Source organism: [Clostridium] aminophilum (assembly GCF_900101295.1).
Lineage (GTDB): Bacteria > Bacillota > Clostridia > Lachnospirales > Lachnospiraceae > Clostridium_R > Clostridium_R aminophilum_A.
Genome location: NZ_FOIL01000027.1, coordinates 23,134 through 43,168, shown reverse-complemented (window position 1 = coordinate 43,168; position 20,035 = coordinate 23,134). Strand labels below are relative to the sequence as shown.

Below are 20,035 nucleotides of genomic sequence, written 5' to 3'. Positions count from 1 at the left end.
AGTTCATCGTTGTAACCGTAGCAGTTTCATCTGATGGTGTTAATATAGCATCGTTTTGTTGTAATGTCAATGGTTACATCTAATTTTTTTCAAAAAAATTTCCAGGTGCAGTTAAACACCTGGATTTAAAGCAAAACAACTATTCAATAATTGGTAAATCATTATATTCTAGCCAATACTTCTTTTAGCATACCAATTCCTTCAGCTCCCCAAATGGTTAAGGCCTGAGGAACCACTGCAACAATGATACCCACAATAAGTCCTTGCCATCCAAGAGAAGCAGATCCGTTAATAAATGAACAGATACCACCAAGTTTTAAATCTAAATCTGCCATAATGCACCTCCTATGTACGGCCTCCGTACGTTATCGGCCAATAAATTACAGTGTTTTCTTTCTGCTTCGAATAGCAGCCATTCTATCCAAATCACCGTGTTCTATCTCATTTTCTAATAATGCAATGATGGCATCTTTTCGCTTCAGAAAATCAGGCCCAGTCAGGTTTTTGCCGGAAACAGTATGATGCGTAATGAAATAGCAATCACAAGTGAGATTTTCCACAAAAGCCTTCAGTTCTATGAGCATCTCTTTTTCAGAAAGCGGTGTGAACTCTCCTCTTTCTGCTTCCTCAAGAAGTGGTGTTTCTGGGAAAAGAGTAAGCCCCCCTGTTCCTACAAGCATAGGCTTACACTGAGAAAAAACTCTGGCAGAATTGACTGCATGTTCCAAGCTATGCTCTTTGCCGGCTGTTCCATTAAGTACCTTCATTCGGAAGTAGCTTCTCCCGAATTTTCCTTTCTTGAAAATAGATTAATAGTTTCGACTCATGTCCATTCCTTGCGCTAAAAATGGGCATAATAATAGACCAGTACGAATCATCTGGGCGTCCCCAGAGGTACTGGTCTATGTAAAAGCTATGTAAAAGTATAGTTTGTACTATGGACATCCATGCCGATTTTGATTATTCTATTCATTGGTGACCTCCTTTTGTATGCGGTAATCCCTGTTACCATTGATCTTGTCAATCATCAGTATACAGATAAATCCACGGTGCTACAAATGTTGGGTCACTTCATATTATCTAATTTCACGACTTCGGATTGTGGCTACCAGCTTTTCCAGATTCGGGATCTGTCCGATATTGGCTGTCTCATTGATGAGGCATCTGACATGAACTGGAAGTCTGCCGCCATACACATCATCGGCCTTCTCACAAAGCAGATTGAAAAGCTGACTGTAGACCATGGAAATCAAGAAATTAAAGGTAGCATCTGTATCACTCATAATGAGAAATAATGCTGTCTTTCTATCTCCCAAGGTGTCCAGTTCCAATTCATCATAGCTTGTGATTTCTCGAAGCTCTGCAATATCAAAGGGAGCTAGTCTGGCACCGCAGCTCACTAAAATAGATTTTGCTGTTTTGCCTGTAACTACTTGTCAAGGACTTTTTATTTCTCCATAAAACAGGCCCGGATACTGTTTTCGTTCCGGGCCTCGTCATAGTGTTATTCTGTTATAGTGCCCATTTTACTCAGGCCTTGTTGAACTTCTCCTTAGACTGCCTGCAGCGGGGACATTTCCAGTCGTCCGGCAGATCCTCAAAGGCGACGCCGTCATGCTCGGCGGGATCATAAACATAACCGCAAATAGAGCAAATATACTTTCCTGTTCCCTCATCCAGCACAAAATAGTCTTCCGTCGGCCAGATCGTCTGCGGCGGATTATCAAGATCCATTACCCGTTTTGCTTCCAGATTTTCATAGCCCAGGGGAGTATGGGTTCCGCAGTATACCGTAGGATGATTGCGGATGAATTCCCGGATCGTATTCTGCGTGCTCCTGGTCAGATGGATATCGTCATATACGATAGACAGCCTGTCCGCATACATTGCCTCGTCCGTGTATGAAATATCTCCGTGGAACATGTAGAACAGGCCGTCGTCTTCTGCGATGATAATACTGTTGCCAAAGGTGTGCCCGGGTGCCGGAATCATTCGCACGCCCGGTGCAATGATCTGGCTTCTGGTAAAGTTATAATAAGGTCCATCCGTAAAGTCCACGGGTGTAATGCCGGGATGATCTTTCAATGCTTTTACTTCGTCTGTCTCCAGTTCCACTCTGTTTACATAGAACTTTGCATTCGGGAAGCTTCTGATCTCACCGGAATGATCGCTGTGTTTATGGGTCAGAATGATCTTCGTTACCTGAGAGGGCTCATAGCCGGCCGTCTTCAGTGCAGACACATAGTCCTCGATCCATCTGCCCATATAGGAATGGGCTTTGCCGTCCCAGACAGCGCCCGGCGTTTCCTTGGGAAGCCCCGTATCGACCAGGATCACATCATCACCTGTATCGATGACATAATTCTGAAGGGACGCACGGTACTTCACATTGTTATCGAAATGCTCCATGCCATCCTCGCCGCCAAAAGCGAAGCCCTGTGCGTGGAAGCCTTTCTCAAAATATTTTACAGCCTTAAAAATCATTGGGTTTTCAACTCCTTTCTGGGTCAGACCGGTCTGAACATATCCTTATCCTTCCGGCAGCGCGGACATTTCCAGTTCTTCGGAAGATCTTCAAACCTTGTTCCGGGTTCTATGCCGTGCTTCGAGTCTCCCTTCCCGGGATCATAGACATAGCCGCACTTTGCGCATTTATACTTGCCGTCTGTGACAGGTTCCATAGGAGAATTCCTTAAATATCCATCATTTCAAGAAGGTAGTTGTCATATCCGAGTTTCTCAATGATACCGAGATGCTGCGCAACCCATCTGCAGTGTTCCTCTTCACCTTCCACAAATTCTTCGACCATCTTTCTGGTAACCACGTCATCTTCAAGGCTGCATGCCAGCTTGTTCATGGACTCAATACCACCCTCGGTGAATTCCTTATACCACCGGCAGAGCAGTTCCTTGGGATCATAGTGGATCTCCTGCGGGATAAATCCATACTCCGGCTTGCCGCCCAGCGCGATGATCCTTGCAGTGCATTTCTTTGCCTCTTCCAGTTCTTCCTCGGCCTCTTCCTTGCAGTGATCCGCAAACTTGCCATAGCCCTGACCATGGAAAACAGCCTCATGGATGGAGTCTGCCTGAGACGTGGAATACCATGCAATCGCCAGATCGTTCAGAGCCTTGATTTTTTCATCGAATGTCATAGTGAATCCCTCCTGTGAATGTTTGTTGCAAGTCCGAATGACTCATGCTAATATAATATTACATCTGTCACTTTACTATTTCAATTTACAGTCAGGCTCATGCAGTTTATTTATGTGACATATGTCATTTTTAAGGGAGATGTACATGAACTTTACCGATCTCAGGATCTTAAAAACACAGGAGCGGCTTCAAAACGCACTCCTTGAACTGCTGGATACAAAGGAATTAAAGGAGATAACCGTGAAGGAGATCTGTGAAAAAGCCGGCATAAGCCGTAATGCTTTTTATCAGCATTATGGCTATAAAGAGGATCTGTACGACCAGATGGTTGCCAGAGCCACAGAAGGGATCCGTGACTCACTTATGCCGATCATTCAGGACGCCTCCGCGGTCAGAGAGGAGACGATCGTTTCCTATGCGGAACACATTGTGGAAGGTATATCGGAGGTCAGGGAGCTGATCTATGTCATGCTCAAGGGTGACGACGGAAAATTCCTCCGGCAACTGACAGACCTTATCTTCGGTCAGAACCTGACAAACGCACTTTCATTTTTTGATATGAAGGATTCGGAAGAGCTTCGTCTCTATTATGAATTCCAGTCTGCAGGCATGGCTGCTTTCATCATCAAATGGATCCTAGATGAGGGCTTATCGGAGGAGAAAGCAGCGAAATTACTAGCGGGGATCCTACTTCAATCCCCGGGCAAAAAGCCGGTTATCGTCTGACCGCTGACCATCAAAGCAGGATATCTATCCCTGCCCATGCTATGAGAGCCTTTGCACTATGTAGTCGTCGTACATCTCCTATCTCGGCAATCAGCTTAGGAGCAAGAACTTCGCCTACGCCGCTCATTGCCCGTACCGTTGTATATTCAGTTAAAGACTTCGCAAGATCTTTCATTCGTGATAAGATATGAGACAGAGAGCTGTCCACGGCTCTTAATACTGAAACTGCTTCCTGTACCAGCATTTTGGTCGATGGAGTACTGGAAGACATTGTTGGAATACCATCGGATGCCAGTTCATAGACGGTCTCAGCCTTTGATCTGCTTCGGTGGTATTTCTTTTCTTCAGCCCAAACAAGATTCCATAGAAACTCGCCTTTCTGGCACAAGTACATCTCAAATTCCCATTCAAGTAAATAAAAAATCAGCGCAAATCCCCATTTATACTATGTCCATTATTGCTGAAATCCCCTTTAGAGCCCTGGAAGCTCTGCTGCCCTGTCAGTGTTTGGATATTCGATTATGTTTGGCGCCGCCCATGATCTCTACCCGCCCAGTAGGTCGAATAAATAGGACTGTACCGGAAAAGCCTTTGTTTAAGCCGCTTTTCGGTGTCGTCCTATTATCGCACAATCATTTAAAACAATCGTTTTCATGTACCCCTCTTTCATATATTCGGCCAATAAATTACAGTGTTTTCTTTCTGCTTCGAATAGCAGCCATTCTATCCAAATCGCCGTGTTCTATCTCATTTTCTAATGATGCAATAATGGCATCTTTTCGCTTCAGAAAATCAGGCCCGGTCAGGTTTTTGCCGGAAACAGTATGATGCGTAATGAAATAGCAATCACAAGTGAGATTTTCCACAAAAGCCTTCAGTTCTATGAGCATCTCTTTTTCAGAAAGCGGTGTGAACTCTCCTCTTTCTGCTTCCTCAAGAAGTGGTGTTTCTGGGAAAAGAGTAAGCCCCCCTGTTCCTACAAGCATAGGCTTACACTGAGAAAAAACTCTGGCAGAATTGACTGCATGTTCCAAGCTATGCTCTTTGCCGGCTGTTCCATTAAGGAAAGTCATCTAGTAATCGATACCCGCTTCTTCCAGTTTCCTGCACTGTTCAAGTATGTCTGAGGCATGATATCCTTTATTGATTCTATCAAGAGTCCAATCGTCACCGCTTTCAACTCCAAGGGATATTTCTCTAAGACCTGATTCTTTCAGCTTTTTTAGCTCTTCCACCGTCTTGTTTTTAATGTCTGTCACTCTGGTCGCAGCGTATATAGATTCCATCTTAGGTAGATAATGGTTGATTTTGTTTAAGATTGGAGCAAGCTTATCATAAGTCATGCAAAGAGGATTGGCTGACAGAAGCTGTATCGTCGTTGCATCCGGAGCAATCTCAGCGATCTCCTGGAGATCTTCCTCGATCCATTCCATTGGCTGCATACGAAATGGAATCTCCTTATACATTGTGCAAAATTTGCAGTTGTTGTGGGTACACCCCTGTGTAATCTGCAAAAGCGGAAATGTTGGCCAATAGGGATTTCTATAAACAGTATCTGTAAAATGCATGGTAAATGCCTCCTTCATCTCATTTTCAGCAGTTCAAAACTTCACTCTTAGAATAAAGGCAAATCTTGTACCATTCCATTTACAGAAGTATAATAATGATAGATTTTCTTACATAATTATATTTTTGTAATAAAGCTGTGAGGTGAAAACAATGGCAGATAGAACCAAACTATGGATTGCGGAGAAAATGAAGAAGATTATGGCGACAAAGCCTTTAGATAAAATACGTGTGACAGAGATTTGCCGTGAGGCTGAGATTGAGAGACCGACTTTCTACTATCACTTCAAGGACAAATACGATTTAGTTGCCTGGATTTTCTTTCATGATGCCTTCAAGACGGATATTCTCTCTGTAGAATCGGCTGCCAAAGGCATGAATCAGATGCGAGCGGATTACCTCTTCTATAAGCGGGCTTACGAAGACAATTCCCAGAATCCGCTCTGGCAATACATGCATGAGTACTTTGTTGACCGTTACTCTGCCGAGGCAATGAAAATTCTTGATACAGATAGATTGGATACCCAGATTATATACAGTATCCGACTGTACTGCTACGGATGTGTGGGAATGACACGAGAATGGCTGATGAATGACAACATCATCCCTGCTGAAACTGTGGTAAAGATGATGTTTCATTCTATGCCTGAGAATATAAGAAGAATCTTTTTTAATCCTTTGCTAAAAGTTTAAGTCCTGCAATCCCGACTGCAATAAGAATACACTTGTAACCATAAGCATCTGCCCGGACATCTCGTAATAATAGATCGGCGTAGCCCAAACAACGACATCATGATCAAAAGCTCCCTGGAGCCTTCATTTCTTCCGTTCCCGCAGGAGTTAATACCGAAGGAACCCGACTTCCAGATTCAGAGTGCATTCCTCGGGCAGGCTTTCACACATTCCATGCATAGAATGCACTCCGTTCCGTTCTTGCGATTTCTCGAATTATCTGTCACATCCACATTCATCGGACATATGCGCCTGCATTTTCCGCAGGATATGCATTTTTCTTTATCGCATTGGATCCTTATCAGCGAAAACCGGCTCATCGGTTTTAAGAATACCGTTATTGGACAGATGTACTTGCAGAAAGCTCTGTTATCCTCAAATGCAATTGCCAGAGTTATACCGGTTCCGTAATACACGATATTCCCGACCACAAACGACCAAAACATGATGTATTCGATATTTCCAGCTTTGAAAAGAAATAAAGCCGCCACGAATACCAAGGATACGGCAAACGTGATATACCGGATCCACCCCAGTTTCTTTCTTGGCTCCTTCGGCACCTTATACGGAAGAAAATCCAGCACCATTGCCGTCCAGCAGGCATATCCGCACCATCCACGTCCGAAGACCAGGGGACCGAATATCTTTGCAACGGCATAATGAATGGTCGCCGCCTCAAAGACACCCGAAAATAGATAATACCAGAAACCTTCTATCTGCATATTTTCCCGGCAGATAAGCCCCAGATAAACCAGAATATATAAACCGACAAGCAGCTGCACGGAACGCCGCGCATATTTATATTTCTTTATAAAGCAAAATACTCCCAGTGATATGGATAAACCTATATAACTGAAGTTAAACAGATAAAACAAGTTATCCCTGATCAGCCACAGCCCAACGGCTGCGATCTCAAATACCGCCAACAATATGGCAGGCAGCCTGTATTGTTTCATAATTTTGTCCTCCAGGCTCAAGCAGACAAGCTTGCTTGTCTATTCGAGCCGTCAATCAAAGTTTGAAAGTTTACTTTCAAACTTGCTCCTTACACCGTTTTCCCAAACATAAGCCGGAACGCATCGGTTTCCGCCGGTTCCGCTCCGGGGTGACAGTCTCTGATCTCTCCGCCTTTGTTCGGAAAAACCTTTTTTCCGCTCTCAGAATAATTGCAAATCGAGCAGGAGACCAAAGCCTCCTACTCGATCTTTTTCTTCCGTATGAAAAGCGCATCTTCTGTTTTTGTCCGATCAACGATCTGTTTGGACCGCTTCGCCTTCTCGGGCATACGACTGGCCGGACACATTACGGATTCCGGCATTACCAGGCACCGCCGCCTCCGCCGCCTCCGCCGCCTCCGGAGAATCCGCCGCCGGAAGAACCTCCCGAATAACCTCCGGAAGAGCCACCCGACGGGACAGGCGGTACCGCTTTCGTGGTGCACGAACGGACAATCTGATTGCACCAGACAGGTGAATATACAAATGTGTCATCCGACCGATACCACTCAGGCTGCGGGATGGAAATCTTCTCAAAATGCCTTGTCCACTGGGTTTCCAGTCCCAGAATCGCCGCATAGGGAAGAATATGATAAAAATATTCCGGGTCCTCTTCGCTGAGGGCCACAATCCTTTCATACTCCGCATTCTTGATAAAACTGCGGAAACCGTTTATTCTTCCCATCAGCCGGGTATTCTCAGGTGTGCGTTTCTGCATTAGTGTCATAGCAAGGAAGATCACCGCCATGGAAACCGCAAATGCTATGGTGTACTCGCCCTGCGGCAGATGGTTAAACCACCAGAGAGAAATCAGAATCTGAAGCGCATACAATATAAAACCGGCCACGATCTTGACAACACCCATGCCCTTATGGAAACGGAAATTATCCATTCCCGTGCAGGCAAGATACATTGCGGCAATACAAAAGCCAACAGGGAAAACGGCCAGATATACCCCGTCAAAATGGCCGTCCATGATCCAGTAATAAACTGCCATATCCAGAATCAGGAAGATAAGGCAGGCACAACGGCTCAAAAATGCGCTCACTGTATAGACGTCGTCATGTTTTTCACGAAAATCCTTTTCCGCTCTGGTTTTCGCCTTGTTAAAAGGTTCCCGGAACGCCATCGGAACTTTGTCCGTCCGGAAGCTCTTTCTGCCCTTGAACAATGCAAGAAGGAAGTCCTTTACATGCTGCGGCTCCTCGTCCGCTGCGTCCTTTTCTCTCTTCAGGACAAAATGACCCTTTTCCGGTTCTATGGTGATATATCCCTTATCTGCCAGATAAAAGACCATTGTCATCATCTCTCCATCCGAAAGCTCCTCGTCCATCGCATATCCGATCTCGGCGGGAGTCATCTGATCCGGCGGATAAAACTCCACCGTTTCAATGATCGCATCATCCCGGCCGTATCGTATCCAAAGCAGGATAGACAGCACGGCGGTGAGAATGGAGACGATCATAATGACCGTGATTGCTGTCTTATGAACCTCCGCATAGGTTCTGGCCTCTGACCAGTATCCCTCCGGAAGCCCGGTATCGCGGAGAGTCAGACCGCAGCCTTTCCCCAGATCCTCTCCGTAAAGGGTCAAGGTATCGCCGTTGATCTCGTAATCAAAACAGGACTTCCAGCGCTCATCATCGACTGCGCCATACTCCCCGTAATAGATAAACATATTATCCCAGTCGATCTCGGAGGGCATGGTGAGGCTGAGCTGCGCCTGACGGATCGATGTCTGCCACTCCGTCGGAAGCATGTTCTGAGCCAAAAAATCCGCCGAAGTATCTGTATCTTTTAAATACTCGATCTGATAAGAAATGACGAAAGTCTGATCGCCCTCCAGATATTTCTCGGCGTCTCCTATTCGAACGACCACATTGCCGCTCTCTTTCTCCACCGAATAGTTATAGTCATTCACCGAAACATTCCTTATCTCATATGTGCCGTCCCGGGCCTCCGGAATGTTTCTGGTGATACCGTGATGCGCCTTGACAAAGTCCACGCTGATCTCTTCGGTAATGGCTGCGGTGTGGGATGAATCAAACTCTGCCCATACGTTGAAATGCCTGGTTATGTAATCCTTCGGGTCGGAATCGTGGTATACTGTCTCATTGTCCGCATACACCGGCCCCGCCGGAAAAATGCAAAAGCACAGTGCCAGACAAAGCGCCGCAGCAAATGATTTAATCCGTTTCATCAAAAGCTCACCTTTACATTCTCGCGCTCTGCTGCATCCGCAACCTCAAACATCGGCTTCTTCTCAAAATGGAACATGGAAGCAATAAGATTGGTCGGAATTGTCATCACGATATCGTTAAAGATGCGAACGGTTGCATTATAGTATTTTCTGGAATTGGCGATATCTTCCTCAATCTTCTGAAGCTGTCCCTGCAGATCCAGAAAATTTTCGTTTGCCTTAAGCTCGGGATAACTTTCCGCCAGAGCAAAGATATTGCGCAGACCGCCGCTGATGGCCGCTTCATTTACCATGCGCTCTTCCGCACTCTTTGCGTTTCCTGCCGCATTTCTTGCCGCAATCACCCGGTCCAGTGTCTCACTCTCGTGCTTTGCGTAACCTTTTACCGTCTCGACCAGATTCGGAATCAGGTCAAACCGCTTCTTCAGATACACATCCATGGTGGAAAATGCTTCCTCCACCTTGTTTGCAGCCCGTACCAGCCTGTTGTAGCCGGCAACAAACCACAGAATAAGAACCACTGCCACTCCGATAATTATCCACCTGATCATTTTTTCCTCCTTGTGGTAACAAATTTTAGTCATTATATCATTTTTCCGATTACCGTTTCAATTTTATCGGAATACTTTCGCGATCCAATATGAACTTCCGTCTTATCCGGATATTTCCATTCCTTGTTTGAGTTTTTTTATCGAATTCGTTCTGTTTCGAAACAATGCAGACCATCTCCAAATACAAAATGTCTGTTTTGAATTCTTTGCCGGCAGGCACTCCAAACCGTATCCGGAGCAATCCATATAGTTTTTAATTTCCATGAATATTTTCAATAGTTTGAATCATAAGAAATATTGCATACCCGGACAACAAATGGCATAATGAGGGAGCGCGATACTTCGCAGGGGGCCCGGTACGATAGCCGTACCGGGTAAGCCTCGTAAGACGGAGACCGCAGCAGGAGGAAAAAAAATGAATAACAACGTTACTGCAACCACTTCGGCTTCCGGCGTCGGTGTGTCCAGCCGGGTACGTGACCTTTCGATCATGGCGATGTTTACAGCCATCGTTCTGATCATGGCATTTACCCCATTCGGCATCATCGATCTGCCGCTCATTAAGGCAACGATCCTGCATGTGCCGGTTATTATCGGCGCCATCGTTCTCGGCCCGAAAAAGGGTGCCTTTCTCGGATTTTTGTTCGGAGCAACCAGTCTGTTTAAAAACATCATGACTCCGAGCATCTTATCGTTCGCATTTACCCCTACCGTACCGGTTCCGGGACTGTCGCACGGTTCTCCGTGGGCTTTATTCATCTGCTTTGTGCCGCGTATGCTCGTCGGCGTTACACCGTTTCTTCTTTATGCGGCAGTTAAAAAAATGCTTCCGAAGATGAATGACGCAGTACGTTTCGTCCTGCTCACCGTTTGCGGCGCGCTTGGCGCCTTAACCAACACCGGCCTTGTCATGGGATCCATCTTTGTAATCTTCCGGAATGCCTACGCTCAGGCGAACGGCATCCCCGTTGAAAAAGTACTCGGTGTAATACTCGGCATTGTATTCACAAACGGTATTCCCGAGATGCTTGTGGCCGCAGTCATCGTTCCTGTCGTTGTGACAGCGCTGATCAAGGCACGTATCGCAGCAAAATAAAAAGGCGAAACACGCTCCGCAAGTTTGCGCGCGTTTCGCGGCAGTCGCCAGGGCCATGTGCAGGCACAGGCTTTGACGAGTCAGTCTCGTAATCTGTCATGCCGGTCAGACGCTCTGTTTTGACCGGCATTTTCCGGCATAATCTCCCGATATGCCAAAACCGCCTTTAATCCATCTGTTCTTGATAAACCTATGCTTTCAGCCGATCTACGCAAAAGATCAGATGTAAATTCAGAGAATAACATATGAAAATACTATTGATAGACGTTGGCAACTCCAATATCGTAATCGGCCTCTTCGAGGACGGAACGAAACTTTTTCAGGACCGGACAGAAACCGGGCGGAACTGGGATTCGCTCTGCTTCATGAACGAGCTGGAAACCATCTTTTTCAGTCACTCCATCTCCGGAAATGCCGTCGACGGCGCCATCATTTCTTCCGTTGTACCGGATCTGAATCCGGTACTGTCATCGGCCATCCGGCGTTTTACCGGCAAAAATCCGATGATTGCGGACAGAAGCCATATCGATATTCCGGTCCGCGACTACGACATGTCCCTGCTGGGAATGGACCGTATGGTGGATATGATTGCCGCAAGAGAAAAATATGGCGCGCCGCTGATCATCTACGATCTGGGCACCTGCACAACGATGTCCACTCTTGACGCCGAAGGCTACTTTAACGGAGGAATGATCTCACCTGGTGTTCAGCTCGGACTGGACGCGGAAGCGCAAAAAACGGCGCAGCTTCCTGAGCTTATGGCTGACTCGCCGAAAGCCCTTTTGGGAAATGACACCGTTTCCTGCATGATCAACGGCTCCGTCATCGGCACTGCTGCCATGATTGACGGAATTCACGAGCGCGTGGCGGAGGAAATGAATCTCGACGTTGAAAAGCTTCCCCTCGTGCTTACCGGCGGTCTCGGCCGGCTGGTTCTTCCATGGATGAAACATCCGGCCTGTTTTGAACCCGATCTTCTTCTGAACGGTCTGGAGATTCTCTACAGGAAAAATGTCCCCATGACATCATCCGAAGCAGTTCTGCAGTGAGATACGGTACTGACGCACCGCATGCCGGAAACGAGTCCCCGATCCCCATATGCAGTTTCACGAAAACGAGAAAAGGAGCACACAATGCTGAAAGGTAAAAACATATTACTCGGCGTAACCGGCGGCATCGCCGCCTACAAGGCGGCGGATATCTGTTCCCGTCTTGTCAGGCTTCACGCCAATGTGGATGTCATTATGACAGAGCATGCGCTGAACTTCATCACTCCGAACACATTTGAGGCCCTCTGTCACAACAGAGTCGTGACCGATACGTTTGACCGCAGTCACCCTTTTGAAGTAGAACATATCGCGCTTGCGGACAAAGCGGATTGCGTGATCATTGCCCCGGCAACCGCCAATATCATCGGAAAACTCGCCAACGGCATCGCCGATGATATGCTTTCCACCACACTTCTCGCGTGCAGATGCCCGAGGCTGATCGCCCCGGCCATGAATACACACATGTGGCAGAATCCCATCGTAAAGGACAATGTCGCAAAGCTTGTGCATTACGGCTTCACCATGATTTCGCCGGAAAGCGGACATCTTGCCTGCGGATATGAGGGCTCCGGCAAACTGGCAAGTCCGGAAACCATCGTCGACTGGATTGTGAATTCCTGTGCCCGTGCCAAAGACATGACCGGCCTGAACGTTCTGGTCAGCGCCGGACCTACCTGTGAAGATCTGGATCCGGTCCGTTTTATCACCAACCGGTCCTCCGGAAAAATGGGCTACAGCATTGCTTCCGCCGCTGCCTGCCGCGGTGCAGACGTCACACTCGTAAGCGGCCCGACAGAACTTTCCGCGCCTGCCGGCGTAAGTGTCGTTCCCATCCGCAGCGCCGAAGACATGTTCCGCGAAATCACCGGACGGCAGAATGATGCCGATATCATCATCAAGGCTGCCGCGGTAGCAGATTACCGTCCTGCCAGTGTCTCGGACAACAAGATCAAGAAAAAAGATGATGGCTCGGACCTGAGTCTTTCGCTTGAGCGAACCAGAGACATCCTTCAATACCTCGGTGAGCACAAAAAGGAAGGACAGTTTCTCTGCGGCTTTTCCATGGAGACCGAAAACATGCTGGAAAATTCCAGAAAAAAGCTTGAAAAGAAACATCTGGATCTGATCGCGGCGAACAATGTCAAGGTTTCCGGGGCCGGTTTTCAGGGGGACACCAACGTGCTGACACTGATTTCCGGCAAGTCGGAAACCGAGCTTCCGCTGATGTCAAAGTGGGATGCCGCAAACCGGCTTCTGGACGAGATCCTGAAACTGCGGTAAACACCGGATTCTCCGCTTCTTCATTTCACGGCTCAAACATTTTCCATGCACCGCAGTGCAAGTTCCATAGCCGATCACATTCCCGATGATACCTACGGAAACCTGATACGTTCCATGTTTCCGCCAGGTATCATCTTCTTTTATATTCTCCTTTACATATGGAACATTTTAGCCAAAGAATAAAATGTGTTATTATTGAGTCAGAATCAGTGTATATGATCTGATCCGTTCAAAGAAAATGCATCCTTAAGGAGTCTGTTATGCTGGAAATCCTGAAAAATAACATTTGGAGAGATTTATATCGAAACCGGATCACCTACCTTCTGATGGGGTTGCTGATTGCCGGTGGCATGTATATTGCTTCTTCCCTGGCGTCCATTACCTATTCCTATAATCTTGTCTGCGGAAAGAATTATATCGCTTCCAATTATCAGGACGGACAGTTTTCCCTGAGAAAACCTCTGACCGATCCGGACGAGTCCTACTTGAAAGAACAGGGATATGCGCTGGAACGGATTTTTTCATTTGATCTTGAACTGGAAAATGGCAATATCCTTCGCATGTTTAAGAACCGCCAAAAGATCGACCTGTTGGTCCTTGATGAAGGTCATTATCCGGAGGATCCGCAGGAGCTTGTATTGGACAAATGCTATGCGGCTTCAAATGGAATCGCAGTCGGGGACGACCTGAACATTGGTTCGCAGCAGTATCATGTTTGCGGCATTGGCTCGGTTACCGATTATGATATGCCTTCCAGAGGTTTGTCGGATTACAGTTCGGACAGTCATTCATTTGGTCTTGCATTCCTGACGGATGAAGGATATGATACATTGCTTTCGCAGACAGGAAACGGCACCCGGCAGGAATATGTATACTCCTATAAACTGCCGGATGAAGGTTCCGATGATGAACTTCGCGGGGAAATACAGGCTTCCTTCGGAGAAGACGCGAATCTCCTTACATTCGTCCCGCGGGCCAATAATGAGAGAATGTGCTCCGCAGTGGCTGATGGTTTTGCGTATGAAATTGCCGGCTTTATTATCGGAATCGGCTTACTGATCCTCGTCTCCGTCGTATTCTATCTTGGAATCAAATCCGCGATTGAGAAAGAAAGTGCTTCGATCGGATCGCTTTACGCTATGGGGGTAAAGAAGACGGATGTCATCATCATGTATCTTGCTCCGCCAACGCTTATTTCATTTGTCGCCGGATTCCTCGGATGGCTGGCCAGTATATGGTTCAGTGCGGCCAAGTTGATTTCAAATTCCGATTATTACTGCGTGCCCTATGTTCCGATTCAGACTTCGCCGTTCATCTTTATCTATTGCGTGCTGATACCTCCGATTGTTTGTTTTCTTATCAATTTTGTCCGATTAAACAAACTCTTTTCGATGGCTCCGGTGGCATTGCTGAAAGGAACCTTCAACAACGATACCCGGAAGTACAAAAGCCGCGGAAACGGCCGCGGTATCCTGTTGGATCTGATCTTTTCGCGCTTTACAAAGGATATCGGCTTATGTGCGGTTCTCCTTACCGGCTCGCTTGTGTCCGGAATGGTCTATATGCTTGGAATCGGTATCGGACAATTTGTAAGTAATATCGAAGAAAGACTTCCGCAGGAGATTAATTATGAGTATGTATATGATCTCATGGAGGAATCCGATGAACCGCTAACTTCGGGCGAAGCTGTTTACAAAAAGGTCTTCAAGATCGGTGATACGGATTACATGTCCGATATTCAATTTCTCGGACTCGAATCAACCGGAGAATTCTTTCATGTAGATACGAGTGATCTAAACGGAAAAGTACTGATCAGCAGTGCGGTTGCCTCACACTACGGTCTAAAGGAAAATGACAGTTTTACCGTATATGATGATCTGACGGGAGAAGCATATACGTTCCCGATTGCCGGCGTGGCAGATTATGATGTTATGTTAACTGCCTATATGAACATCGATGATCTGCGCAGTCGTTTGGGAAAGGGAAAGGTTTATAACAGCATCTACTCAAATGAGGTCTGCGATTACTCCCCGTCGGAACTGCTTGGCTCATATAAAAGAGAAGACTATCTAAAACCGATCAAAAGTTTTAAACTTGAATCAGGAAGGATGAGGATATTCTTAATAACGGTATCACTGCTCTTTTATTTGGCGATGGTCATTTTCATTGTACGTTTTTCCGTAAATGGAGGAATGCACCAGATTGCGATCCACTCTGTACTGGGCTACAGCAACCGGGAACTTCAGCTGATATTTCTTTCCAGTACCGCAGTGTTCACTGTTTTATGTGGAATCATCGGATTACTCACAGGGTTCCGTTTTTCTAATATTGTAGTCCGGTACTTAATGAATACCACCCCCGTTGGGATTCATTTAAGCTATTCCGTTATAAACTTCATAAGAGATGTCGCTGTTGTCATTTTTATATATCTGATAGCAGCATTTGGTCCTTCCCGACAGATCAAAACGATAAACGAGCTTGATCTTATACGGGCAAATGAATAAAGAAAGGCGGCTGATTTTCATGATAACGGTTAAAAATATTAAGAAAACATATGGCAGCGGAAGCAGTAAGATTGAAGCATTAAAATGTGTATCCTGCGATATTGCGGCCGGAGAAAAATGCGTGATCATCGGTTCCTCCGGAAGCGGTAAATCAACCTTGCTGAACTGTATCGGCGGTTTGGAGACCCCGGATGAGGGTGAAATTCTGATTGATGGAATGGAGATAACCGGCCTCAACAAAGAAGAATTGCGCTGTTTCCGAAGAGATAAATTGGGTTTTGTATTTCAGTTTTATAACCTGTTACCCAATCTGTGTGTCCGAGACAATATCAGAGTCGGAGCCCGGCTGAGCAAATCGCCGATGGACTACGAGATGCTTCTGCATGTTCTGGGGCTTGAACGTCTTGAGAAAATGTATCCGCCGGAACTGTCCGGCGGCCAGCAGCAGAGAGTTTCCATTGCAAGGGCATTGATCAAAAACTCCCCGGTACTTCTGTGCGATGAGCCGACGGGTGCTCTGGATTCTGTCACTTCCAAAGAAATACTGAAACTGCTCGAAGAAATCAATAAGAAGTATGGCACCACGATCGTCATGGTCACTCATAACACTGCGATTCCGAAAATGATGGATACTACGATCGTGATGAAAGATGGCATGATCGTAAAGACGGAAAAGAATCCGAATCCCGTGCCCGCGGACGAACTGGCCGATCTGTGAGTCTCCCGGTCGTTTTTTCGACCCTCCATGTTGTCTCATCGGATGGCGGTTTTATGGTCTAACAACCATAATTCCTGCGTTGGCAAACTCCCTCTCAACTCTCTCATTTGCAGTATAACAGCCTTCCCGACACATGCCGGGAAGGCTGTTTCTTCTCATCATACAAATTCAAATATCATCATTTCTTCGCTGCCTTTGCCGACACCGTATTGGTCGCCTCATACAGCGAGGTGGTCGGAGTCACCGGACTCATCAGGACCTTTCCGGTACCGCGGAATACATTGACCAGTCCTTCTCCGCTGGCTGCCGAGCCGATCAGCGTCTTTGTCGTTCTCTCCACGGTAAAATCAAGGCTGGAGGACCAGCACACCGCATAATTGCCGTCGATCTTCAGCGTATCGTTATCCAGTTCCACTTCGATCAGCTCATCATACGGCACATTACTCTCCAGAGCTGCCACACCGGACCCGGACAGACTCAGATTAAACAGTCCTTCTCCGCCAAGTGTTGCGGAGGAAAGATTCTTTCGCGCAACCACTGCCGTCTTCACCGTTCCGGCGCATGCATAAAACATGCCATCCTCGATGGTCAGACCCGATCCCCATTCTGCCACGTCAACCAGAAGAATATATTTGTAGGTCGGTTCTAGAACCAGCCACCCGTTTCCGGTGTACTCCGGCTTAATCGCAGATTCTCCCGTGACTGCACCTTTCATCATTTTTCCAAAGAAATCACCGACGCCTTTTACCCCGGTGCTCACATTGATGTCTCCGGCCATCCACTGCATAGCACCGCTCTGAATCATTGCCGAACGGCCGTTTTCCAGCTTGATCGCGACCTGTCTTCTGTGAACGCCCATCTTGCTCATGAAGTACTCCGCCGCGGCATTCATCGGTGATACGCTGGCATCGCGCAGATACTCAAGAACATAGAAATTATCTTTGTTTTCCGCAAACTTTCGGGTGTCATTTTCAAAATTCCGGATATTCATCTCAAACCCTCCATACAGATATATGCCGATCCCGCCGGATGACGGCACACCACGGCATTGGATCTTGATTTACGCCATCAATTTCATTATATCCATTTCACTGCGATTTCCAAAATTTATTTTCTGATTTATCAGTCTAATCGATCTCTCACAGTCCCGGTCTTTGCTTCCAGCCACCGATCCAGAAATGCCACCTGCTCTTCCGTGTGAAACCAGTGCTCTCCGCCTTTCATCACAGTCAGAGATGCTCCTGTTTTCTCCGCGAAATTCCGGACAGTTTCCTGATCCTGCAGATGATCTTCCGACCCATACAGAATATCGGTCGGAACCCTCCAGAAAACCGGATGTTCTCTCACATAGCAAAGATACTCCCATGACAGATCCTCACCGAACTCCGTCCGGATGTTTTTTTCTCGTTGCAAATCCGCCTCGGATACTTTCGCCCACGTCATCATGCTGAGAATCAGTTTTTCCATATTAACCATCGGTGAATGAAAAAGGCACGCTCGATCTTCTCTCCAATATTCGCATTTATGGAATAAAATGCGCCGATGCTGTTAGCGATCAGTATGATATGACGGTATCTCCCGCTCAAATCATTCACCACGCTCTCCACCTCAAGGTTCGTCTCCCACGGAAGATCCGTCCGGTAGTCCAATCCATACACATCACACTCCGGAAAAAGCTCCATATAATGTTCTGCTTCCTCCGCGTTTCCGCCTTTTCCGTGAACATATAAAACCGCCTTATTGCGGTTCTGTCCCAGTTCTTCGCTGGCTTCGCAGTTGTTCTTCCTGTTGAATTGTTTCAGCAATTCCGTCATTTCCTTCTTTCTCCTTTTCTGTTTCCAGTTCTGTCTTCTGCTCTGCTTTCTGATTCCCGCTCCGCTATCTGTTCAGTTTCCTGCTCTGCTTCTGTTCTGTCTCCCGCTATGCTTTCTGCTCATTTTCCCGCTCTGCCTTCCGTTCAGTTTCCCGCTCTGCCTTCTGTTCTGTCTCCCGCTATGCTTTCTGCTCATTTTCCCGCTCTGCCTTCCGTTCAGTTTCCCGCTCTGCCTTCTGGTTCTTACTCTGTTTCCATTTCAATCTCTCACTCTGATCTCTGTTCTGCTTCCGTTCCCGATCCTTCTTTTCCTGATCCAGTCAGTTGCCTTTTGATATGACTCACAATGGAATGAAAACTATCCGGATTCATCGGAATAATGCGGCTCCACATTCGGATACCCTGATATGAATACAGAATCACATTCACCATTTCATCGACATCCACGTTTTGAAATTCTCCGCGAGCTATCCCGTACCGGATCAGTTCTGTCCATTTATCCTCATTGATTTCGGTAAAATGTTTCATCACACCACAATCAACGGTTTCCGCATACTCATACATGGCCATGCTCAGAGACTCTTCCGGATGATTCATTTCATCCTCCATGAGAAGAAGTGCACCGTTCAAAATGTCCGTCGCAGACATCCCCTTTTTCATCTCTCCGAAAAAATCCATCGACTCCTTTTCCGTAATTCGCTCCAGCAACGCCTCGAACAGCTGCGCCGTTCCGGAAAAATGACTGTACAGTCCGCCCCGGCTCATACCGGTGACTTCGCAGACATCCTTCATGGTCACCTGCTTGAAGCCTTTCTCTGCAAAAAGAGCGTATGATACATCCAATATCGTGTTTCTTGTCTGTTCACCTTTTGATGTCATTTTTACCTCCCCGATACCCGGTACTCATACTTGTACAATGTTGAAGTCATGAAACCTATGATCATTTTTTCTTATACGCTTTCCGTTTTTTATTATGATTTGGCCAACCCCGCAAAAATCGACACCAATGTCGTTTTTTATTTTAGACACGCGTGTCGATTTTGTCAATAAAGAAATGCCGGATAAGAAACAACTGCTTCTGCTCTGCGTTTCCATCCGACAATGTAGTAACCTCACGAAACTTCCCGTACGATATTATTTAGTTTTCCCCTTCTGTCTTCCGCAAAAGCTCCTCGCATCCGCGTTTAACGTCTTCGTAGCAGTAATTGAATCTGCGGGTATACCACGGATCCGCGATATCCCTCGGATCATCTGTGAAATCCAGGAGCCGGCAGCATTTACCGGCCGGATCGTTTCCGAATGCCCTGGCAAGATCCCGCATGTTTTCCGCATCCATTCCGATGATGTAATCAAAATCGGTATAATCCTCTTCCCGTACATGGCGGGCCGCATATCCGTCGCAGCTGATCCCATGCTGATTCAGAACCTGCCGCACCGGCGGATACACCGGATTTCCAATCTCCTCATATGTCATCGCCGCACAGTCGATCCGATACCGGTGCGCGAGCCCCCGTTTTTCAACCATATCCTGAAGAACGTATTTTGCCATTGGTGAACGGCAGATGCTGCCGTGGCAGACGAATAATATTTTGATCATATCGTTTTTCCTTGTTTTATCAGGGCTTAGACACCTTTTTCATTTTCATTTG

Annotated in this window: 23 protein-coding genes and 1 pseudogene; 7 read left to right on the top strand and 17 right to left on the bottom strand. The window is 46.7% G+C overall.

Features of this window, described 5'->3' with window-relative positions:
* Positions 1–161: 161 nt before the first annotated feature.
* The 6 genes and pseudogenes from BMW41_RS14580 to BMW41_RS08460 all read right to left on the bottom strand — a co-directional run bounded on the left by BMW41_RS14580 (position 162) and on the right by BMW41_RS08460 (position 3,154).
* A complete protein-coding gene (locus BMW41_RS14580; protein ID WP_177171203.1) occupies positions 162–335 on the bottom strand; it encodes a hypothetical protein in 174 nt (57 codons plus the stop codon).
* Between the two features lie 45 nt (positions 336–380).
* A complete protein-coding gene (locus BMW41_RS08485; RefSeq protein WP_242870323.1) occupies positions 381–767 on the bottom strand; it encodes a hypothetical protein in 387 nt (128 codons plus the stop codon).
* Between the two features lie 315 nt (positions 768–1,082).
* Positions 1,083–1,436 (bottom strand): annotated as a pseudogene (locus BMW41_RS08475) (type IV secretory system conjugative DNA transfer family protein); the annotation flags it as partial.
* A 94-nt stretch (positions 1,437–1,530) separates the two neighbouring features.
* Positions 1,531–2,484, bottom strand: a complete 954-nt coding sequence (locus BMW41_RS14985; protein WP_074649719.1) for an MBL fold metallo-hydrolase — start codon at positions 2,482–2,484, stop codon at positions 1,531–1,533.
* Between the two features lie 23 nt (positions 2,485–2,507).
* Positions 2,508–2,681, bottom strand: a complete 174-nt coding sequence (locus BMW41_RS08465; RefSeq protein WP_074649718.1) for a rubredoxin — start codon at positions 2,679–2,681, stop codon at positions 2,508–2,510.
* A gap of 11 nt (positions 2,682–2,692) precedes the next feature.
* Positions 2,693–3,154 carry a ferritin-like domain-containing protein gene (locus BMW41_RS08460; protein ID WP_074649717.1) on the bottom strand — a complete coding sequence of 154 codons (462 nt, stop codon included), beginning with the start codon at positions 3,152–3,154 and terminating at the stop codon, positions 2,693–2,695.
* 145 nt (positions 3,155–3,299) lie between these two features.
* Between BMW41_RS08460 and BMW41_RS08455 the strand changes: the two genes are divergently transcribed.
* A complete protein-coding gene (locus BMW41_RS08455; RefSeq protein WP_074649716.1) occupies positions 3,300–3,881 on the top strand; it encodes a TetR/AcrR family transcriptional regulator in 582 nt (193 codons plus the stop codon).
* Between the two features lie 10 nt (positions 3,882–3,891).
* On the opposite strand, the gene BMW41_RS08450 is transcribed toward BMW41_RS08455, so the two are convergent.
* The 3 genes from BMW41_RS08450 to BMW41_RS14975 form a co-directional block, all read right to left on the bottom strand.
* Positions 3,892–4,275 carry a transposase gene (locus BMW41_RS08450; protein WP_330386972.1) on the bottom strand — a complete coding sequence of 128 codons (384 nt, stop codon included), beginning with the start codon at positions 4,273–4,275 and terminating at the stop codon, positions 3,892–3,894.
* 292 nt (positions 4,276–4,567) lie between these two features.
* Entirely contained in the window at positions 4,568–4,915 is a 348-nt protein-coding gene (locus BMW41_RS14980; protein ID WP_242870322.1) for a hypothetical protein, read from the bottom strand.
* A 39-nt stretch (positions 4,916–4,954) separates the two neighbouring features.
* Positions 4,955–5,449 carry a radical SAM protein gene (locus tag BMW41_RS14975; RefSeq protein WP_242870321.1) on the bottom strand — a complete coding sequence of 165 codons (495 nt, stop codon included), beginning with the start codon at positions 5,447–5,449 and terminating at the stop codon, positions 4,955–4,957.
* A 151-nt stretch (positions 5,450–5,600) separates the two neighbouring features.
* Between BMW41_RS14975 and BMW41_RS08440 the strand changes: the two genes are divergently transcribed.
* Positions 5,601–6,140, top strand: coding sequence for a TetR/AcrR family transcriptional regulator C-terminal domain-containing protein (locus BMW41_RS08440; RefSeq protein WP_074649715.1), 540 nt, complete (start codon positions 5,601–5,603; stop codon positions 6,138–6,140).
* A 176-nt stretch (positions 6,141–6,316) separates the two neighbouring features.
* On the opposite strand, the gene BMW41_RS08435 is transcribed toward BMW41_RS08440, so the two are convergent.
* The 3 genes from BMW41_RS08435 to BMW41_RS08420 form a co-directional block, all read right to left on the bottom strand.
* Positions 6,317–7,135, bottom strand: a complete 819-nt coding sequence (locus BMW41_RS08435; protein WP_074649714.1) for a 4Fe-4S binding protein — start codon at positions 7,133–7,135, stop codon at positions 6,317–6,319.
* Between the two features lie 361 nt (positions 7,136–7,496).
* A complete protein-coding gene (locus BMW41_RS14335; protein ID WP_143050840.1) occupies positions 7,497–9,374 on the bottom strand; it encodes a DUF2207 domain-containing protein in 1,878 nt (625 codons plus the stop codon).
* Positions 9,374–9,925, bottom strand: coding sequence for a LemA family protein (locus tag BMW41_RS08420; RefSeq protein WP_031471753.1), 552 nt, complete (start codon positions 9,923–9,925; stop codon positions 9,374–9,376). Before BMW41_RS08420 ends, BMW41_RS14335 begins: the two co-directional genes overlap by 1 nt.
* 415 nt (positions 9,926–10,340) lie before the next feature.
* On the opposite strand from BMW41_RS08420, the gene BMW41_RS08415 reads away from it, so the two are divergent.
* From BMW41_RS08415 to BMW41_RS08395, 5 genes are all read left to right on the top strand, one after another.
* A complete protein-coding gene (locus BMW41_RS08415) occupies positions 10,341–11,021 on the top strand; it encodes an ECF transporter S component (RefSeq protein WP_074649713.1) in 681 nt (226 codons plus the stop codon).
* 245 nt (positions 11,022–11,266) lie between these two features.
* Complete coding sequence (locus BMW41_RS08410) at positions 11,267–12,070, top strand: type III pantothenate kinase (RefSeq protein WP_074649712.1); 804 nt, start codon at positions 11,267–11,269, stop codon at positions 12,068–12,070.
* 84 nt (positions 12,071–12,154) lie between these two features.
* Positions 12,155–13,351 carry a bifunctional phosphopantothenoylcysteine decarboxylase/phosphopantothenate--cysteine ligase CoaBC gene (gene coaBC / locus BMW41_RS08405; protein ID WP_074649711.1) on the top strand — a complete coding sequence of 399 codons (1,197 nt, stop codon included), beginning with the start codon at positions 12,155–12,157 and terminating at the stop codon, positions 13,349–13,351.
* Between the two features lie 260 nt (positions 13,352–13,611).
* Positions 13,612–15,855, top strand: coding sequence for an ABC transporter permease (locus BMW41_RS08400; protein WP_074649710.1), 2,244 nt, complete (start codon positions 13,612–13,614; stop codon positions 15,853–15,855).
* Positions 15,856–15,874: 19 nt separating this feature from the next.
* Positions 15,875–16,573, top strand: coding sequence for an ABC transporter ATP-binding protein (locus BMW41_RS08395; RefSeq protein ID WP_074649709.1), 699 nt, complete (start codon positions 15,875–15,877; stop codon positions 16,571–16,573).
* A 178-nt stretch (positions 16,574–16,751) separates the two neighbouring features.
* Here the strand turns inward: BMW41_RS08395 and BMW41_RS08390 are convergent, their stop codons facing one another.
* The 5 genes from BMW41_RS08390 to BMW41_RS08375 all read right to left on the bottom strand — a co-directional run bounded on the left by BMW41_RS08390 (position 16,752) and on the right by BMW41_RS08375 (position 19,983).
* Positions 16,752–17,564 carry an AIM24 family protein gene (locus tag BMW41_RS08390; RefSeq protein WP_074649708.1) on the bottom strand — a complete coding sequence of 271 codons (813 nt, stop codon included), beginning with the start codon at positions 17,562–17,564 and terminating at the stop codon, positions 16,752–16,754.
* 131 nt (positions 17,565–17,695) lie between these two features.
* The gene (locus BMW41_RS15200) at positions 17,696–18,049 is read right to left on the bottom strand and encodes an alpha/beta fold hydrolase (protein ID WP_330386970.1); all 354 of its coding nucleotides are present in this window, start codon (positions 18,047–18,049) and stop codon (positions 17,696–17,698) included.
* Positions 18,028–18,387, bottom strand: a complete 360-nt coding sequence (locus BMW41_RS15195) for an alpha/beta hydrolase (protein WP_330386969.1) — start codon at positions 18,385–18,387, stop codon at positions 18,028–18,030. The genes BMW41_RS15200 and BMW41_RS15195 overlap by 22 nt, the downstream gene beginning before the upstream one ends.
* Before the next feature lie 266 nt (positions 18,388–18,653).
* Positions 18,654–19,265: a TetR/AcrR family transcriptional regulator gene (locus BMW41_RS08380; protein WP_074649707.1), complete on the bottom strand. Its 612-nt coding sequence runs from the start codon at positions 19,263–19,265 to the stop codon at positions 18,654–18,656.
* A gap of 259 nt (positions 19,266–19,524) precedes the next feature.
* The gene (locus tag BMW41_RS08375) at positions 19,525–19,983 is read right to left on the bottom strand and encodes a low molecular weight protein-tyrosine-phosphatase (RefSeq protein ID WP_074649706.1); all 459 of its coding nucleotides are present in this window, start codon (positions 19,981–19,983) and stop codon (positions 19,525–19,527) included.
* Positions 19,984–20,035: the final 52 nt, after the last annotated feature.

Coding starts and splice junctions, on each gene's coding strand:
- BMW41_RS14580 (WP_177171203.1), bottom strand. CDS start 335: ATGGCAGATTTAGATTTAAAACTTGGTGGTATCTGTTCATTTATTAAC.
- BMW41_RS08485 (WP_242870323.1), bottom strand. CDS start 767: ATGAAGGTACTTAATGGAACAGCCGGCAAAGAGCATAGCTTGGAACAT.
- BMW41_RS14985 (WP_074649719.1), bottom strand. CDS start 2,484: ATGATTTTTAAGGCTGTAAAATATTTTGAGAAAGGCTTCCACGCACAG.
- BMW41_RS08465 (WP_074649718.1), bottom strand. CDS start 2,681: ATGGAACCTGTCACAGACGGCAAGTATAAATGCGCAAAGTGCGGCTAT.
- BMW41_RS08460 (WP_074649717.1), bottom strand. CDS start 3,154: ATGACATTCGATGAAAAAATCAAGGCTCTGAACGATCTGGCGATTGCA.
- BMW41_RS08455 (WP_074649716.1), top strand. CDS start 3,300: ATGAACTTTACCGATCTCAGGATCTTAAAAACACAGGAGCGGCTTCAA.
- BMW41_RS08450 (WP_330386972.1), bottom strand. CDS start 4,275: ATGTACTTGTGCCAGAAAGGCGAGTTTCTATGGAATCTTGTTTGGGCT.
- BMW41_RS14975 (WP_242870321.1), bottom strand. CDS start 5,449: ATGCATTTTACAGATACTGTTTATAGAAATCCCTATTGGCCAACATTT.
- BMW41_RS08440 (WP_074649715.1), top strand. CDS start 5,601: ATGGCAGATAGAACCAAACTATGGATTGCGGAGAAAATGAAGAAGATT.
- BMW41_RS08435 (WP_074649714.1), bottom strand. CDS start 7,135: ATGAAACAATACAGGCTGCCTGCCATATTGTTGGCGGTATTTGAGATC.
- BMW41_RS14335 (WP_143050840.1), bottom strand. CDS start 9,374: ATGAAACGGATTAAATCATTTGCTGCGGCGCTTTGTCTGGCACTGTGC.
- BMW41_RS08420 (WP_031471753.1), bottom strand. CDS start 9,925: ATGATCAGGTGGATAATTATCGGAGTGGCAGTGGTTCTTATTCTGTGG.
- BMW41_RS08415 (WP_074649713.1), top strand. CDS start 10,341: ATGAATAACAACGTTACTGCAACCACTTCGGCTTCCGGCGTCGGTGTG.
- BMW41_RS08410 (WP_074649712.1), top strand. CDS start 11,267: ATGAAAATACTATTGATAGACGTTGGCAACTCCAATATCGTAATCGGC.
- coaBC (WP_074649711.1), top strand. CDS start 12,155: ATGCTGAAAGGTAAAAACATATTACTCGGCGTAACCGGCGGCATCGCC.
- BMW41_RS08400 (WP_074649710.1), top strand. CDS start 13,612: ATGCTGGAAATCCTGAAAAATAACATTTGGAGAGATTTATATCGAAAC.
- BMW41_RS08395 (WP_074649709.1), top strand. CDS start 15,875: ATGATAACGGTTAAAAATATTAAGAAAACATATGGCAGCGGAAGCAGT.
- BMW41_RS08390 (WP_074649708.1), bottom strand. CDS start 17,564: ATGAATATCCGGAATTTTGAAAATGACACCCGAAAGTTTGCGGAAAAC.
- BMW41_RS15200 (WP_330386970.1), bottom strand. CDS start 18,049: ATGGTTAATATGGAAAAACTGATTCTCAGCATGATGACGTGGGCGAAA.
- BMW41_RS15195 (WP_330386969.1), bottom strand. CDS start 18,387: ATGACGGAATTGCTGAAACAATTCAACAGGAAGAACAACTGCGAAGCC.
- BMW41_RS08380 (WP_074649707.1), bottom strand. CDS start 19,265: ATGACATCAAAAGGTGAACAGACAAGAAACACGATATTGGATGTATCA.
- BMW41_RS08375 (WP_074649706.1), bottom strand. CDS start 19,983: ATGATCAAAATATTATTCGTCTGCCACGGCAGCATCTGCCGTTCACCA.